This window comes from Plantibacter sp. CFBP 8798, from assembly GCF_014841195.1.
Lineage (GTDB): Bacteria > Actinomycetota > Actinomycetes > Actinomycetales > Microbacteriaceae > Plantibacter > Plantibacter auratus.
The window spans coordinates 1,010,986-1,026,752 of sequence record NZ_JACYTS010000002.1 but is presented as its reverse complement, the minus strand read 5'-3'; the positions used below and the strand labels follow the sequence as shown (position 1 = coordinate 1,026,752).

12 protein-coding genes and 1 tRNA gene are annotated in these 15,767 nt (G+C 69.7%); 8 read left to right on the top strand and 5 right to left on the bottom strand.

From position 1 onward, the window contains the following. Positions 1-70: 70 nt before the first annotated feature. Positions 71-565 (bottom strand): MarR family winged helix-turn-helix transcriptional regulator, encoded by a 495-nt coding sequence (locus tag IFU30_RS11880; RefSeq protein ID WP_064296482.1) that lies wholly within the window; start codon positions 563-565, stop codon positions 71-73. Between the two features lie 112 nt (positions 566-677). On the opposite strand from IFU30_RS11880, the gene IFU30_RS11875 reads away from it, so the two are divergent. The 3 genes from IFU30_RS11875 (at position 678) to IFU30_RS11865 (ending at position 3,291) form a co-directional block, all read left to right on the top strand. Further along, positions 678-749: transfer RNA gene (locus tag IFU30_RS11875), tRNA-Gln, on the top strand. A gap of 47 nt (positions 750-796) precedes the next feature. Further along, positions 797-2,278: a bifunctional UDP-N-acetylglucosamine diphosphorylase/glucosamine-1-phosphate N-acetyltransferase GlmU gene (gene glmU / locus IFU30_RS11870; RefSeq protein WP_124768955.1), complete on the top strand. Its 1,482-nt coding sequence runs from the start codon at positions 797-799 to the stop codon at positions 2,276-2,278. A 35-nt stretch (positions 2,279-2,313) separates the two neighbouring features. Then, complete coding sequence (locus IFU30_RS11865; protein ID WP_079705464.1) at positions 2,314-3,291, top strand: ribose-phosphate diphosphokinase; 978 nt, start codon at positions 2,314-2,316, stop codon at positions 3,289-3,291. A 76-nt stretch (positions 3,292-3,367) separates the two neighbouring features. Here IFU30_RS11865 and gndA read toward each other — a convergent pair whose 3' ends face one another. Further along, on the bottom strand, positions 3,368-4,828 hold the full coding sequence (gene gndA, locus IFU30_RS11860) for an NADP-dependent phosphogluconate dehydrogenase (protein ID WP_079001993.1): 1,461 nt from the start codon (positions 4,826-4,828) through the stop codon (positions 3,368-3,370). Positions 4,829-5,094: 266 nt separating this feature from the next. Between gndA and IFU30_RS11855 the strand changes: the two genes are divergently transcribed. The 3 genes from IFU30_RS11855 to pth all read left to right on the top strand — a co-directional run bounded on the left by IFU30_RS11855 (position 5,095) and on the right by pth (position 7,091). Continuing rightward, positions 5,095-5,598, top strand: a complete 504-nt coding sequence (locus IFU30_RS11855) for a gluconokinase (RefSeq protein WP_229938709.1) — start codon at positions 5,095-5,097, stop codon at positions 5,596-5,598. A 174-nt stretch (positions 5,599-5,772) separates the two neighbouring features. After that, positions 5,773-6,381, top strand: coding sequence for a 50S ribosomal protein L25/general stress protein Ctc (locus tag IFU30_RS11850; protein ID WP_079705465.1), 609 nt, complete (start codon positions 5,773-5,775; stop codon positions 6,379-6,381). A gap of 128 nt (positions 6,382-6,509) precedes the next feature. After that, positions 6,510-7,091, top strand: a complete 582-nt coding sequence (gene pth, locus IFU30_RS11845) for an aminoacyl-tRNA hydrolase (protein WP_159878155.1) — start codon at positions 6,510-6,512, stop codon at positions 7,089-7,091. A 7-nt stretch (positions 7,092-7,098) separates the two neighbouring features. Here pth and IFU30_RS11840 read toward each other — a convergent pair whose 3' ends face one another. The 3 genes from IFU30_RS11840 to folP all read right to left on the bottom strand — a co-directional run bounded on the left by IFU30_RS11840 (position 7,099) and on the right by folP (position 10,937). Beyond that, positions 7,099-9,117, bottom strand: coding sequence for a DUF7933 domain-containing protein (locus tag IFU30_RS11840; protein WP_192005282.1), 2,019 nt, complete (start codon positions 9,115-9,117; stop codon positions 7,099-7,101). Positions 9,118-9,229: 112 nt separating this feature from the next. Further along, positions 9,230-9,982, bottom strand: coding sequence for a pyrimidine reductase family protein (locus tag IFU30_RS11835; RefSeq protein WP_192005281.1), 753 nt, complete (start codon positions 9,980-9,982; stop codon positions 9,230-9,232). A 22-nt stretch (positions 9,983-10,004) separates the two neighbouring features. Further along, entirely contained in the window at positions 10,005-10,937 is a 933-nt protein-coding gene (folP, locus tag IFU30_RS11830) for a dihydropteroate synthase (RefSeq protein ID WP_192005280.1), read from the bottom strand. A gap of 124 nt (positions 10,938-11,061) precedes the next feature. Here folP and mfd point away from each other — a divergent pair, with 124 nt between their 5' ends. Further along, positions 11,062-14,673 (top strand): transcription-repair coupling factor, encoded by a 3,612-nt coding sequence (gene mfd / locus IFU30_RS11825; protein ID WP_192005279.1) that lies wholly within the window; start codon positions 11,062-11,064, stop codon positions 14,671-14,673. Positions 14,674-14,759: 86 nt separating this feature from the next. Continuing rightward, positions 14,760-15,704 (top strand): alpha/beta fold hydrolase, encoded by a 945-nt coding sequence (locus IFU30_RS11820; RefSeq protein ID WP_192005278.1) that lies wholly within the window; start codon positions 14,760-14,762, stop codon positions 15,702-15,704. Positions 15,705-15,767 lie beyond the last annotated feature (63 nt).

Genomic DNA, 15,767 nt, shown 5'->3' with positions numbered 1-15,767 from the left:
GCCACCCCACCCGGTCCCTGAGCTTGTCGAAGGGCGCACTTCGACAGGCTCAGTGACCGAGCGTGCTCCGCTAGTCGAAGTCGAGGCTGAGCTTCCGCAGCAGGACGGTCAGTCGGGCCTGTTCGGTCGAGCTCAGGCCGTCGAGCAGGTCCGCCTCGGCGTCGACGAGGCGTGTGATGGCCGCGTCGACCGTGTTGAGTCCCGCGTTCGTCATCTGCACGAGGATGCCGCGGCCGTCGTTGGGGTCGCCCTGGCGTTCGACGAGTCCGCGCTCGACCAGGCGGTCGATGCGGTTCGTCATCGTGCCGCTCGAGACGAGCGTCTGGAGCAGCAGGGCCTTCGGACTCAGTCGGTAGGGGGAGCCGGCGCGCCGGAGTGCGGCGAGGACGTCGAACTCCCACGGCTCGAGGTTCGACCGGGTGAAGGCCGCCCGACGCGCCCGGTCGAGGTGGCGTGACAGCCGGGCGACACGGGAGAGGATCTGGAGGGGCGAGAAGTCGAGGTCCGGGCGCTCGCGGTTCCAGGCGTCGACGATCCGGTCGACCTCATCGGTGCTAGCTGGCATCCCACCATTATCGAGGCACGCGGGCGTCGGGGCTCGATCGGCCGCCGCGAGCTGATTCCGAGGCGGCACATCCATGGCAGAATTGACCACGCTCCGCCGTCAGGCTGAGTGGTCCGCCATAGTGTAACGGCAGCACGGCAGCCTTTGGAGCTGTTCGGTCCAGGTTCGAATCCTGGTGGCGGAGCGACCGATCACCGACCGGGCGAGTGCCCGGACCGAGGGGGAGCACACGTGACCGACGACCGTCTGGCCATCATCATCCTGGCTGCTGGCCAGGGAACCCGCATGAAGTCGGCGCTGCCGAAACTCCTGCACCCGCTCGGCGGCGTGCCGATCGTCGGCCACGTGCTGGCGACCGCCCGGTCGCTCGACGCCGGGCACGTCATCGCCGTTGTCCGCCACGAGCGCGACCGCCTCGTCGAGGCCATCGAGTCGGAGCTCCCGGGCGCGACCATCGTCGACCAGGACGAGGTGCCCGGCACCGGTCGCGCGGTGGAGCAGGCGCTCCTGGCGCTGCCCGACGACTTCGACGGCGACGTCCTCGTGGTCAACGGCGACGTCCCGTTGCTGAACGCCGCCACGCTCACCACGCTCATCGAACGCCACCGCAACCACGACGTCGCGGCGACGATCCTCTCGGCCATGCCCGACGACGCGACCGGCTACGGACGCATCATCCGCACCGAGGCCGGGGCGCTCGACTACATCGTCGAGCAGAAGGACGCCACCGACGCCGAGCGGGCCGTCAACGAGATCAACGCCGGGGTCTACCTCTTCGGCGTGAGCCAGCTCCGCGACGCGCTCGCCGAGGTCACCACCGACAACGCCCAGGGGGAAAAGTACCTCACGGACGTCATCGGCCTGCTGCGACGCGCGGGCTCCGAGGTCTCGGCGCTCCCCGTGAGTGACTCCTGGCTGGTCGAGGGCATCAACGATCGCGCCCAGCTGAGCGCCGCCGCTGCCAAGCTGAACGCCCTCCTCGTGCGCGCCTGGCAGCTCGCCGGCGTGACCGTCCAGGACCCGGCCACGACGTGGATCGACATCAAGGCGCGGCTGCACGCCGACGTCACTCTGCTTCCCGGGACGCAGATCCTCGGCGCGACGGTCGTCGAGTCCGGTGCGACGATCGGTCCGGACACCACGCTCATCGACACCGAGGTCGGCGCTGGTGCGCGCGTCCGCCGCACGGACGCGACGCTGTCGGTCATCGGTGCCGGTGCCGAGGTCGGGCCGTTCGCCTACCTGCGACCCGGCACGGTGCTCGGCGAGCGCGGCAAGATCGGCACCTTCGTGGAGACGAAGAACGCGCAGATCGGTGAGGGGAGCAAGGTCCCGCACCTCAGCTACATCGGCGACACCGAGATCGGCGTCGAGTCGAACGTCGGTGCCGGAACGATCACCTCGAACTACGACGGTGTGCACAAGCACCGCACGACCATCGGATCGCACGTCCGTACCGGCGCGCACAACACGCTCGTCGCCCCGGTCAGCGTCGGCGACGGCGCCTACTCCGGAGCCGGCACCGTCATCCGCAAGGACGTCCCGGCAGGGGCGCTGGCGTTGACGGTCGCGCAGCAGCGCAACGTCGAGGGCTGGGTCGAGCAGAAGCGCCCGGGTACGGCGGCTGCAACGGCTGCCGGCGCTGCCTCGGCGGCACCGACCGTGGATGCCGTGTCGGACGACACGGCTGCGGCTGGTAACGTCGACTCGTGAGTGAGGCCGGAGGATTCCGGCAGAAGGCAGGGTCTGTGTCAGGCATCACGGCGGACAACAAGAAGCAGCTGGTTCTCGTCTCCGGACGAGCCCACCCGGAACTCGCCGAGGCGATCGCGGCGGAGCTCGACTCCGAGCTCCTCCCCACCGATGCCAGGACCTTCGCCAACGGCGAGATCTATGCCCGGTACGACGAGAGCATCCGCGGCACCGACGTCTTCGTCATCCAGTCGCACACCGCTCCGATCAACGAGTGGCTCATGGAGCAGCTCATCATGGTCGACGCGGCCAAGCGGGCGAGCGCCAAGCGCATCACCGTGGTCGCCCCGTTCTACCCGTACGCGCGCCAGGACAAGAAGGGTCGCGGACGCGAGCCGATCTCGGCCCGCCTCGTCGCCGACCTCTTCAAGGCCGCCGGTGCCGACCGCATCATGTCGGTCGACCTCCACGCCGCGCAGATCCAGGGCTTCTTCGACGGTCCCGTCGACCACCTCTTCGCGATGCCGGTCCTCCTCGAGCACTTCCGAGCGAAGCTCGACGCGTCGACGCTGACGGTCGTCTCGCCCGACATGGGCCGCGTCCGTGTGGCCGACATCTGGAGCGACAAGCTCGGTGCGCCGCTCGCCATCATCCACAAGCGCCGCGACCCGCTGGTCCCCAACCAGGTCAGCGTCCACGAGATCGTCGGCCAGGTCGAGGGCCGGGTCTGTCTGCTCGTCGACGACCTGATCGACACCGGACGCACGATCGTCAAGGCGGCCGAGGCGCTCAAGAACGCCGGCGCCATCGGCGTCGTCGTCGCGGCCACCCACGCGGTGTTCTCCGACCCGGCGGTCGAGCTCCTGCAGAGCGACGCCATCGACTCCGTCGTCGTCACCGACACGCTGCCGGTCGACGAGGCCAAGCGTTTCGACAAGTTGACCGTCCTCTCGATCGCGCCGCTCATCGCCCGCGCGATCCACGAGGTCTTCGACGACGGCTCCGTGACGAGCATGTTCGACGGCGCCGCGTAATCCCGTCACCCTCCGCTGGTACGCAGAACGCCCGGTCCGAACTCGGCCCGGCCGTTCTGCGTCTGCAGGCCGTGGGCTAGTGGCTCGAGCCCGCCTGCTCGACCTCGCTGCGGTCGCCCGACCAGAGGGTGTGGAACGTGCCGTCGAGGTCGACGCGCTTGTAGGTGTGCGCGCCGAAGAAGTCGCGCTGGCCCTGGACGAGCGCTGCGGGCAGACGCTCGGCGCGGAGGCCGTCGTAGTACGACAGCGACGACGAGAACGCCGGCGAGGGGATGCCCGCCTGAGCGGCTGCGACGACCACGCGGCGCCAGCTGTCCTGCGCCTCAGCGACGGCGTCGCTGAAGTAGGGCGCCGTCACGAGGGCGACCAGCTCGGGGTTCTCCTCGTAGGCCTCGGTGATGCGGTTGAGGAACTGTGCACGGATGATGCAGCCGCCGCGCCAGATCTTCGCGATCTCGCCCTTCTTGATGTCCCAGCCGTATTGCTCGGCACCGGCGACGATCTCGTCGAAGCCCTGCGAGTAGGCGATGATCTTCGACGCGTAGAGCGCCTGGCGCACGTCCTCGACGAACTGGTCGGGGTCGGCGACGGTCCACTCCTCGGACGGGCCCGCGAGCTCGCGGGCCGCTGCGCGCTGCGCCGGCTTCGACGACAGCGAACGGGCGAACACGGCCTCCGCGATGCCCGACACCGGGATGCCGAGGTCGAGTGCCGTCTGCACGGTCCACGCGCCGGTGCCCTTGGCGCCGGCCTGGTCGAGGATGACGTCGACGAGCGGCTGCCCCGTCTTCGCGTCGACCTGCTTGAGGACCTCGGCGGTGATCTCGATCAGGTAGCTCTCGAGCGTGCCGCGGTTCCACTCGGCGAAGATCTCCGCGATCTCGGCCGGCGACTTGCCGGTGCCGCGACGGATGAGGTCGTAGGCCTCGGCGATGAGCTGCATGTCCGCGTACTCGATGCCGTTGTGGATCATCTTGACGAAGTGGCCGGCGCCGTCGGTGCCGACGTGGGTGACGCAGGGTTCGCCTTCGGCGATCGCAGCGATCGACTTGAGGATGGGGCCGAGGGTCTCCCACGCTTCGGCGGAGCCGCCCGGCATGATCGACGGTCCCTTGAGGGCGCCCTCCTCGCCGCCGGAGATACCGGCGCCGACGAAGTTGATGCCGGTCTCGCGGACGGCCTTCTCGCGGCGGATGGTGTCGGTGAAGAGTGCGTTGCCGCCGTCGACGATGATGTCGCCGGGCTCGAAGACCTCGGTGAGCTGCTGGATGACGGCGTCGGTGCCCTTACCCGCCTGCACCATGATGATCGCGGTACGTGGCTTCGAGAGCGACGCGGCGAACTCCTCGATGGTCTTCGACGCGACGAAGCCGGCCTCAGGGTGCTCGCTCACGAGCAGGTCGGTGCGTTCGGGGGAGCGGTTGTACACGGCGACCGTGTTGCCCTCGCGGCTCGCCAGGTTGCGTGCGAGGTTGCTGCCCATGACGGCCAGACCGACGACGCCGATGTTGGCGCGAGCTTCGGCGGTGTTCACCATGTGGTTCTCCTTCAGAGTGGGTGATGCGGGAAGCGTTCCGAGTGCTCAGGAGTCGACGGGGCGGCTGCAGGACAGCGGCGACACCCTCGTCGATCCGGGCACGGCCCGTCCTGCAACCGTAGCAAAGGGAGGTGTCGCTCCACCTCTCAATGACCCCGCGTGCAGGTGAGGTCCGAGCGGACCGTGCGGAGGTGTCCGGTATCGTGCTGTGCGGGTCGGGCGAGCCGGCCGCCCGGCCATCGGCCGGAGACCACAGGGGGTTCCGTGTGAATGCACCGCTCGTCGTCGTCATGGGCGTGTCCGGGTCCGGGAAGAGCACGACCGGGGTGCTGATCGCCGACCGGCTCGGGGTGCCCTTCGTCGACGCCGACGCCCTGCACCCGCTCGAGAACGTGCGCAAGATGGCCGCCGGAACGCCGCTCGAGGACCCCGACCGCTGGCCCTGGCTGGCCCTCGTTGGCAAAGCACTCGCCGACGCCTCGGACACCGGGCTCGTGATGGCCTGCTCCGCACTCCGACGGGCCTACCGGGAGGCGATCCTCGCGGAGGCGCCAGGGGTGCGGTTCGTGCTCCTGCACGGCTCGCGCGAGGTGCTCGGACGCCGGATGGAGGGCAGGAGCGGTCACTTCATGCCGCCGTCGCTCCTCGACTCGCAGTTCGCACTCCTCGAAGACCTGGACGCCGACGAACCGGGCTTCGTGGTGGACGTCGACGCCACCGTCGACGAGATCGTGGACGAGGCGGTCGCGGGCCTCAGCGCGGTGCGATAGACTCTCCCACTGAACTTCGGCGAGGGAAGCGGCCCGTGGCAGCTTCCGTGATCGACGCGGTGGTCTGGCTTCCGGCTTTTCCTCACGCAGATACGCGTTCGAGTTGACTCATCCATTCCGCCGCGCATCGTCGCGGCACGACCAACCGGGTGCAAGACCCGTGAGGAGAACATCATGTCCGATGACCTGAAGGTCACCGCGGAACTCCGCGAATCGTTCGGCAAGGGCGCAGCCCGCAAGCTCCGTGCCCTCGGCAAGATCCCCGCCGTGCTCTACGGCCACGGCACCGAGCCCGTGCACGTCTCGCTGCCCGGCCATCAGATGCTGCTCATCCTCCGCAAGTCCAACGCGGTGCTCGAGCTCGATATCGCCGGCAAGGGCCAGCTCGCGCTGGTCAAGGACGTCCAGAAGGACCCCGTGCGCCAGATCATCGAGCACCTCGACCTCATCGTGGTCAAGAAGGGCGAGAAGGTCCAGGTCGACATCCCCGTGACCATCGAGGGCGAGTCCGCCGCCGGCACCATCCTCAACCAGGACGCCACCACGGTGAGCCTCGAGGTCGAGGCGACCCACATCCCTGAGCGCGTCACCGTCAGCGTCGAGGGCCTCGAAGAGGGCGCCCAGATCCTGGCCGGCGACCTCGAGCTCCCGAAGGGCGCTTCGCTCATCACCGAGGCCGACGTCCTCATCGTCGCGATCACCGTCCCGGCCGCTCCGGCGGACGAGGAGACGGAGGCCGCTGAGGCCGCCGCCGAGGAGACCGCAGCCGAGGCCGCGGAGTAGTCACCACTCCAGCAGACGAACCTGTCGCCCGCCCGCCCCGATAGTCTCGGTGCATGGCAGGCGGCAGGTTCGCTCGGTTTCTGGCCGGTCTCACCGGTCGAGCCGAGGCGTTCGATCAGGAAGGCAGCATGGCTGCAGACACGTGGCTCATCGTCGGGCTCGGGAACCCGGGCGAGCAGTATGCCCGCAACCGGCACAACGTCGGGCAGATGGTCCTCGACGAGCTCGCGAAGCGCATCGGCGGAACCTTCAAGACTCACAAGGGCAACGCGCGCGTGGCCGAGGGGCGGCTCGTGCCGGGCGGCCCGAAGCTCGTCCTCGGCAAGCCCAACAGCTACATGAACCTCTCCGGCGGCCCCACCGCAGCGCTCGCCCAGTTCTTCTCCGTCGACCCCGACCACGTCATCGCCGTCCACGACGAGCTCGACATCCCGTTCGACTCGATCAAGCTCAAGCAGGGCGGCGGGCACGGTGGGCACAACGGCATCCGCGACATCGCCTCAGCGCTGAAGACCCCAGAGTTCCTGCGCGTCCGCGTCGGGATCGGGAGGCCGCCGGGTCGGCAGGACGCCGCCGACTTCGTCCTCAAGGACTTCGCGGGAACCGAGCGGGAGCAGCTTCCCCTGCTGGTCTCCGACGCGGCCGATGCGGTCGAGCTCCTCGTGAACGAGGGCCTGCTGGCTGCACAGACCCGCTTCCACGGCGCCTGACGCCCGCTCAGCCGCGCGGTGAGCGGACGCGTCGGCCCTGGCGCGTGCTGGCGCCGACGAGCACCGCGCCCACCAGGAGCAGTCCGCTGATGAGCAGCGCAGTGGAGAGCGGGACCTCGGCTCCCGTCCGGACCAACGGCGCCTGCGGTTCGAGCGGTGCGACCCTCCACACGATGCCGAGCGAGGTGTGCAGCGCCCCAGTCGAGACGCGGGGTGCGTCCGGGAGTGGCAGGCGACCGGTGTCGGCGCGGTCCGATGCGCGCGAGTATCCGGTCAGGACCGCCTCGAGCGCGTGGACGAACGAGCCGTCGTCGAGGGCTTCCGGTGTCAGGACGAACGGCTCGCTGCTGGTGCATACCGTTGAGGCACCAGGCTCGATGAACTCGCTGCTGCAGGTGAGGCGGGTGTCCGGCGTCTCCGCGAGGGTGACGTCGCCCAGCGCGTTCTCGCCGGTGTTGGTGACCGTCGCGATGACACGCAAGCGGTCACCGGGGTCGGTCATCACGGTCTCGCCCCCGACCGGAACCCACGATCCGTCGGCACCCTGGATCTCGAGGCGGACGGTGCCCTCAACGGCCAGCGCGGGGACGATCACGCGGTAGGTGGTCTCGTCCGTGCTGCTGAGCCCCGCGGCGGTCTGCTCCACGCGCACGACCGCCTCGCCGGACTCGACGACCTCGGTGCTCGCGCAACTCCACCGGCCGGCCGGGTCCACGGTGGTCTCACACCGGGTGTGGCCCTCGCCGTCGCGCACGGTGATGCCGGCGCCCGGCTCGCCCGTTCCGGCGAAGATCGGTCGTGAGGACTCGACGAGGGCGCCCGATGCCGGGCTCTCGATCGCGACCCGGTCGATGGCGGTCAGGGCGGGCTGTGAGCCGAGGTCGAGCCCACGGACGGCGTCTCCCGCCACGGTGACGGTCAGCGCGCCGCGAGCGACCGGTGTTGCGTCGACCTCGATCGTGCAGGACTCCTCGCCCGCCGCGAGGTCGCCGGTGAACGCGATGTCGGCCCCGGACGCCGGAGCGGTCACCTCCGCCGAGCAGCTCGCGGTCACTCGCGGATCGGTGGCGACTGCGAGTCCACCAGGCAAGGCCGTCTGCACGGACCAACCGGCCTTCGCGGCGAGTTCCGGGGTGTTGCGCACGACGAAGCGGAGACGCATCGTGTCCCCGACGAAGGCGGTGTCCTGCGACAGCTCGACATCGAGGGTCGGGGTCACGTCGATGATGCTCAGATCGTCGAAGGCGTGGTCGTTGCCCGATCCGCCGCCGTGATCGTTGCGCATCACGACACCGATCGCCGCCGCGTCCACCAGCATCGAGGCATCGCCGGCGAAGTGCCCGGCACGAGCGGAGACGCCGCCGTGGCTGAGCGATTCGGCGCGGTCGTCCGTGCAGGGGTCGATCGTCTGCTCGGACACCGGGTGTTCGACGCCGTCGGGGGTCCGCAGCGCCAGCTGCAGTGCGGTCGGCACCGCTGCGAAGCAGTTCAGGGACGCGACGTTCACGGAGGCGGTCAGGAAGCGGCCGGTGCCGGTCGCCAGTGGGATCGGCGTGGTCGTCTCCAGTTCGACCGCGCCGTCGGGACCGTTCGTCTGGGTGTAGGCCGCAACGGCGGAGTTGGTCCCCGGATCGGTGCCGTTGAGGACGCCCAGTACTCCGGCGAGGGCACGGACGTTCGCCACGGCGCTCGCGGCGTCCAGGCAGTCACCGGGCTCGGCGCCCGTCATCGAGGCGGACAGGATGAAGCCGTTGCACGCCACTCGGTCCGTCCAGAAGTCGTCGGCGTCGAACCGGAGGTCCGAACGGCCCAGGTAGTCGCGCACCGACATGGGCGTACCGGTGTCGGGTGCGCGTTCGAAGTCCTCGTGGAAGACCTCACCGCGTGGAGTGCCTGCTGCGTCAGTCGGTGGCTCGGAGGCCGTCGCTCCTGCCGGCGCCGGTTGGATCATCGAGAGGGTCCAACCGACCGCCAGCACGAGTGCCGTGGTCAGGATCGGACGGAGTGGGCTGGTCGAAACGCGCATGCAGCATCCCAAGAAATCATCGGATGGGGGAGGCCGCCAGCGTAGCAGTGCTGATCTTCTGGGATATCAGACGATCGAGGGATGGAAGTCCGATGAGAGGGGAGCCGACGGCTCAGGCGCGTACGTACCGCGAGATCAGCAGCTCATCCGAGCGCAGGAGGTGCTGCAACCGCATCGGTCGCGGTGCTTCGGACGCGGGACCCGCGGAGACCCGGACACTCTCCCCGCCGACGAGCGACGGACTGATCGTCAGACAGAGTTCGTCGACGGCGTCGGCAGCGATGAACGAGCCGAAGAGTGCCGGACCACCCTCGCACAGGATCTGCCGCAGGCCGCGGTCGGAGAGTGCCTGGACGACACGCGCCGGTTCGACGTGTTCGTCGCCGCACGCCACCACGTCGGCGACCGCCTCGAGTGCCGCGCGCTTCGCGGGGTCGGCGCGGTCGGTCGTCACGACGAGCGGCCGGACCGGTGCCTGGGTGAAGACCTCCGAGCGGAGGTCGAGGTCGAGCGAGCCCGACACGATCGCGAACACCGGGTGCAGGGGGAGGTCGTGGTCGTCGCGCCACGCCGCGGCGTCGACGTCGAGCCGCATGGCACCGTAGCCCTCGTCGCGCACGGTTCCGGCACCGACGAGCACGACGTCGGAGAGTCGACGCAGGATGTCGAACACGGTCTTGTCAGCCGGGCCGCCGAGCCCGCCGGAGACGCCGTCGACGGTCGCTCCACCGTCAAGGCTCGTCACGAAGTTCACGCGGACGGTCGTGGCGGAGCGGTCCTCGACGGTGTAGGCCGCCACGAGCTCCTCGACCGACAGCGGTCGGTCCTGCGCGGGGACCAGGCTCGTGATGCTGGGGATGCTCATGTGACTCCTCGAGGGTTCCGGATCAGACATTGTGGACGGGCGCCACCGGTGCACGGAAGCCGAGGATCGCCTCGGTCATCCGCACGGTCGCGATCGACTCGGGCACGGCGTGCATCCGGACGATGCGGGCGCCGAGGAGGATGCACGCCGCAGCGGACACCAGGGACCCCTCGAGACGTTCCGACTTCGGGCGGTCGAGGGACTCGCCGATGAAGTCCTTGTTCGACACCGCGGCGAGCGTCGGCAGGCCGAGCGCGGCGATCTCGTCGAACCGGCGGGTGAGTTCGAGCGTCTGCACGGTGTTCTTGTTGAGGTCGTGCCCGGGGTCCACGATGAGCCGTGACTCGGGGACGCCGTGGGAGAGCGCGAGGTCGACGCGGGCCGTCAGGAAGGCGGCGACCTCACCGGCGACGTCGTCGTAGTGGGGGCGGGGATGCGGCTGCCTCGGCCTGGCCAGACTGTGCGTGATGACGAGGGTGGCCTCGCTCGCGGCGACGACGTCCGCGAGCGCCGGGTCGTGGATCCCCGTGGTGTCATTGATGACGGAGGCGCCCGCCGCGATGCAGGCCGCCGCCACCTCGGGGCGGAAGGTGTCGACGGAGATGACGACGTCGCTCCGTGCGGCGAGCGCCTCGACGACGGGGAGCACGCGGTCGAGTTCCTCGGCGGTGGGGATCTCCGGCCCGGGGGCGAACTTGGCTCCGCCGATGTCGACCCAGTCGGCGCCCTGTTCTGCGGCGGTCACGGCGGCGTCGACGGCTCGGTCGAGTGAGAACGTCGCGCCCTGGTCGAAGAAGGAGTCCGGGGTGCGGTTGATGATCGCCATGACCGCGACCTGCTTCGAGAAGTCGAACGTCCGCGCTCCGATCCGGCGGATCGGTTGGCGGATCGGGGGGAGCGGGAAGCCGCCGGTCCGTTCGGGGTGTCGGTCTGACCGGGGCTCCGTGCTCGTCATGGGTCAATCATGACGCGTCCGGCGCGAGAGGATGCCGCGTGACGCGTCGTCCGCAGCCGATTGACAGCGGTGGCCGGTGGGCGATGGGGTCATGGGTGTCGGTGGCTCGGCGTAGGCTGTCCCGGTGACGCTTCAGGGTTTGACTCACGCGCTTCGGCGCGCCGCAACGATCGACGATGCCCTCGCGTACGCGGGCAAGAGCGCGGACTTCTCCGTGATCGACGGGCTGCGTGCACCGCTCCTCGCGGCGCTCATGGATGAGCGCGGTCGGCAGGGTGCCGCCCAGGCGGCCCTCGTCGTCACCGCGACCGGCCGCGACTCCGAGCGGCTCCGCTCCGCGCTCAGCGACCTCATGCCAGAGGCCGAGATCGTCGAGTTCCCGGCCTGGGAGACCCTGCCGCACGAGCGCCTCAGCCCGAGCGCCGAGATCGTCGGCCGACGCCTGGAGGCGCTGCGGCGGCTCGGCGCCTGGGCGGGGGAGCGGCCGTTCCTCCTCGTCGCGTCGGTGCGCGCCGCGCTGCAGCCCGTGGCCGACAACCTCACCGAGACCGCTCCGATCGAACTCGTCCAGGGCGGTCGCGGACACGACCTCGCCGCGATCGCGCTGCGCCTCGTCGAACTCGCGTACACCCGGGTCGACATGGTGTCGCGGCGTGGTGAGTTCGCGCTGCGCGGTGGCATCCTCGACGTCTTCCCGCCGGTCGCCGACCACCCGTACCGGGTCGAGTTCTTCGGCGACGAGGTCGACGGCATCCGGGCGTTCTCGGTCGCCGACCAGCGTTCGCTGCCCGAGCCGGTCGACGCGATCCGCCTGCCGCCGTCCCGTGAGCTGCTCCTCAGCCCGGCCGTCCGGCAGCGCGCCGCGGAGATGCAGCACGAGTTCCCGAGCCTCACCGGGATCCTCGAGAAGATCGCGGAGGGCATCGCGGTGGAGGGCATGGAGTCGCTCTCCCCGGCCCTCGTCGACCGCCTCGTCCCGATCACCCATTACCTGCCGGATGGAGCGGCCATCGCCGTCGTCTCGCCGGAGCGCGTCGTCACGAGGTCGATCAGCCTCGCCGAGACGAACCGCGAGTTCCTCGCCGCCGCATGGAGCGCCGCGACCGTCGGTGCGAACGCGCCGATCGACCTCGCCTCCGGCGACTTCATCTCGCTGGGCGCCCTGAAGGAGTCCGTCACCTTCAGCGCTCCCGGCCAGCCGACGCCCGACCACCCGTGGTGGACGTTCAGCGGCTTCCGCGCCGGCCCCGACGTCGAGACGCTACCGGAACACCTCGAACTCGACGAGCTCCTCACCGTCACGGTCTCCGGCGACACCGTGCCGAGCTTCCACGGCAACGTCGAGGGCGCCATCGAACACGTCGCCGACCGCATCCGCGAGGGGTGGACGGTCATCGTCGCCGCCCGCGGGGTCGGTCTCGTCGAGCGTGCGGCGGACGTCCTCGCCGAGCACGAGATCGCGGCCCGCATGGTCGACGAGCTGCCGGCCGACCCGGAGCCCGGGGTCGCCTACCTGCTGCAGGCCGACGTCGAGGGCGGCTTCGAGCTGGAGACGTCGAAGCTCATGCTGCTCGGCGAGACCGAGTTCTACGGGCGCACCGCCGGGTACGACTCGCGCCTGGTCAAGAAGCTCGCCACCCGACGCAAGAACGTCGTCGACCCGATGCAGCTCCGGTCCGGCGACTTCGTCGTGCACCAGACCCACGGCATCGGCAAGTTCGTCGAGATGACCCAACGCGAGGTCTCGAGCGGTGGACGCAACCCGGTGAAGAGCACCCGCGAGTACCTCGTGCTCGAGTACGCACCCTCCAAGCGCGGCTACCCGGGCGACAAGCTGCTCGTCCCCACGGACCAGCTCGACCTCCTCACCCGCTACGTGGGCGGCGAGGCTCCGCAGCTCAGCAAGATGGGCGGCAGCGACTGGTCGCAGGCGAAGAGCAAGGCGCGCAAGGCCGTCCGCGACATCGCCGTCGAGCTGGTCAAGCTCTATTCGGCGCGCATGGCGTCGAAGGGGCACGCCTTCGGTCCGGACACCCCGTGGCAGCGTGAGCTCGAGGAGGCGTTCCCGTTCGCGGAGACCCCCGACCAGCTGCAGACCATCGACGAGGTCAAGGCCGACATGGAGCGCGAGATCCCGATGGACCGCCTCCTCTCCGGCGACGTGGGGTTCGGGAAGACCGAGGTCGCCGTCCGTGCCGCGTTCAAGGCCGTCCAGGACGGCAAGCAGGTCGCGATGCTCGTGCCGACCACCCTGCTCGTCAAGCAGCATTTCGAGACCTTCCAGGAGCGGTTCGCCGGGTTCCCCGTGCACCTGCGGCCGCTCAGCCGGTTCCAGTCCGACAAGGAGGCGCGGGAGGCGCTCGCCGGACTCGCCGACGGCACGGTCGACGTCATCATCGGGACGCACCGTCTGCTGACCGACAAGGTGCAGTTCAAGGACCTCGGCCTCGTCATCATCGATGAGGAGCAGCGGTTCGGTGTCGAGCACAAGGACGCCCTCAAGAAGCTGAAGACGAACGTCGACATCCTGGCGATGAGCGCGACCCCGATCCCGCGCACGCTCGAGATGGCGGTCACCGGCATTCGGGAGATGTCCACGCTTGCGACGCCACCGGAGGACCGCCACCCGATCCTGTCCTTCGTCGGTCCGTACAACGGCAAGCAGGTCGGTGCGGCGATCCGGCGCGAGCTCCTGCGCGAAGGCCAGATCTTCTTCGTGCACAACCGGGTCTCGTCCATCAGCCGCGTCGCGGCGGACCTCGCGGAGCTCGTCCCCGAGGCGCGCATCGCCATCGCCCACGGGCAGCTCGGCGAGGCCGCGCTCGAACAGGTCGTGGTCGACTTCTGGGAGCGCCGTTTCGATGTCCTCGTCTGCACGACGATCATCGAGACCGGCCTCGACATCTCGAACGCGAACACGATCATCATCGACCGCGCCGACAAGTACGGCCTGAGCCAGCTGCACCAGCTGCGGGGTCGTGTCGGTCGCGGCCGCGAGCGCGCCTACGCGTACTTCCTCTACGACGAGCACAAGCCGCTCTCCGAGACCGCCCACGACCGGCTCTCGACCATCGCGGCGAACAACGAGCTCGGCAGCGGCATGCAGGTCGCCCTGAAGGACCTCGAGATCCGCGGCGCGGGCAACATGCTCGGCGGCGAGCAGGCCGGCCACATCGCGGGCGTAGGCTTCGACCTCTATCTGCGCATGATCGGCGAGGCCGTGTCCACCTTCCGTGGCGACGTCGCCGAAGGGCAGACCGAGCTCCGGCTCGAACTGCCCGTCGACGCACACATCCCCGAGGAGTACGTCGACAGCGAGCGGCTGCGGCTGGAGGCCTACCAGAAGCTGTCGGCCGCGTCCGGACCTGCGGCCAAGGACGGCCAGATCGACCTCGTGATCGACGAACTCGCCGACCGATACGGCGAGCCGCCGGCGCAGGTGAGTACGCTCATCGCCGTGTCGCGGCTCCGTCAGCGTGCGCAGCGCTCGGGACTCAGCGACCTCATCGCCGTCGGACCGAACCTGCGGGTCACGCCCGCCGACCTCCCCGACTCCATCCAGACGCGGCTGCGACGCATGTATCCCGGCGCGAAGTACCTGGCCCAGACGAATACCGTCATCGTGCCGTTGCCGCGCGTCGGCGACGAACCGCTGGCCGACACCGACCTCATCGCCTGGGTGCAGCAGTTCCTGAACGCGATCTACCCGCTGCCGGAGGGCTCGACGTCGTCCTAGCGGGCAGCCGCAGATGGGCCCGCGGGACGACAGCGTCGGTACCCGCGGCCGATCCGACGGTCGTCGTCCATCCCTAGCGTGGAGGGATGAAGAAGTTCCTCCGCATCGTCCTCACCGGGATCGCAGCGCTCGTCGCGCTCGTGCTCGCCGGGCTCCTCACGACCACCATCGTCAACACCGCCGCATCGGCCTCTGAGGCCACGCGCATCGAGGAGTACGGGCAGCGGGTCGAGGTCGACGGCAAACGCATGAACGTGTCGATCACGGGGGAGGGTGATCAGACGATCGTCCTCCTGCCCGGCTTCGGCACCGGTTCGCCCGTGCTCGACTTCTCGCCGCTCGTCGGGGAGCTCTCGTCGTCGTACCGGGTGGTCGTGGTCGAGCCCTTCGGATACGGGCTGAGCGACCAGACCGACGTGCCGCGAACGACCGAGAACATCGTCTCCGAGATCCACGAGGCGGTCGCCGGGCTCGGCATCGACCGGTACGTGTTGATGGGGCACTCCATCGCGGGAATCTATGCGCTGGACTACGTCGAGCGGTTCCGCGGCGAGGTGACGGCGTTCGTCGGCATCGACAGCAGCGTGCCCGATCAGCCGGGCATGGATGCCGCGCTGCCGGTCGACGCCCTGCGCGCGGCGAAGGCACTCGGCATCACCCGGCTCGTCACGGCGCTGTCGGGCGACCCGTACCCGGATCCGCCGCACGACCAGCACACGCGTGAGCAGCTCGGGATGATCTCGCTGCGCAACACCTCGAGTGCGACGTCCTCGGACGAGATGTCGCGCATCGCGGCGAACTTCCGAGCGGCGAAGGGGAAGACCTTCCCGGCAGACCTCCCGGTGCTGCTCTTCGCCCAGCGGGACAACCCGACGGTGGAGGGGTGGCTGCCGCTCCATGAGGAGCAGGCTGCGAGCGTCGACCGAGGAGAGGTCGTGCCGCTCGACGCCGACCACTACCTGCACCACACGAAGTCCCGCGAGATCGCGGCGGACGTCGACCGCTTCCTCGCGACTCAGGGCATCGGGTAGCCGGTCGCCGGGCCCGGCCGTCGGTCTGCGGACGGACGTATGCTGGTGCCCACGATCCCGTCG

Coding starts and splice junctions, on each gene's coding strand:
- IFU30_RS11880 (WP_064296482.1), bottom strand. CDS start 565: ATGCCAGCTAGCACCGATGAGGTCGACCGGATCGTCGACGCCTGGAAC.
- gndA (WP_079001993.1), bottom strand. CDS start 4,828: ATGGTGAACACCGCCGAAGCTCGCGCCAACATCGGCGTCGTCGGTCTG.
- IFU30_RS11850 (WP_079705465.1), top strand. CDS start 5,773: ATGTCCGATGACCTGAAGGTCACCGCGGAACTCCGCGAATCGTTCGGC.
- pth (WP_159878155.1), top strand. CDS start 6,510: ATGGCTGCAGACACGTGGCTCATCGTCGGGCTCGGGAACCCGGGCGAG.
- IFU30_RS11840 (WP_192005282.1), bottom strand. CDS start 9,117: ATGCGCGTTTCGACCAGCCCACTCCGTCCGATCCTGACCACGGCACTC.
- IFU30_RS11835 (WP_192005281.1), bottom strand. CDS start 9,982: ATGAGCATCCCCAGCATCACGAGCCTGGTCCCCGCGCAGGACCGACCG.
- folP (WP_192005280.1), bottom strand. CDS start 10,937: ATGACGAGCACGGAGCCCCGGTCAGACCGACACCCCGAACGGACCGGC.
- IFU30_RS11820 (WP_192005278.1), top strand. CDS start 14,760: ATGAAGAAGTTCCTCCGCATCGTCCTCACCGGGATCGCAGCGCTCGTC.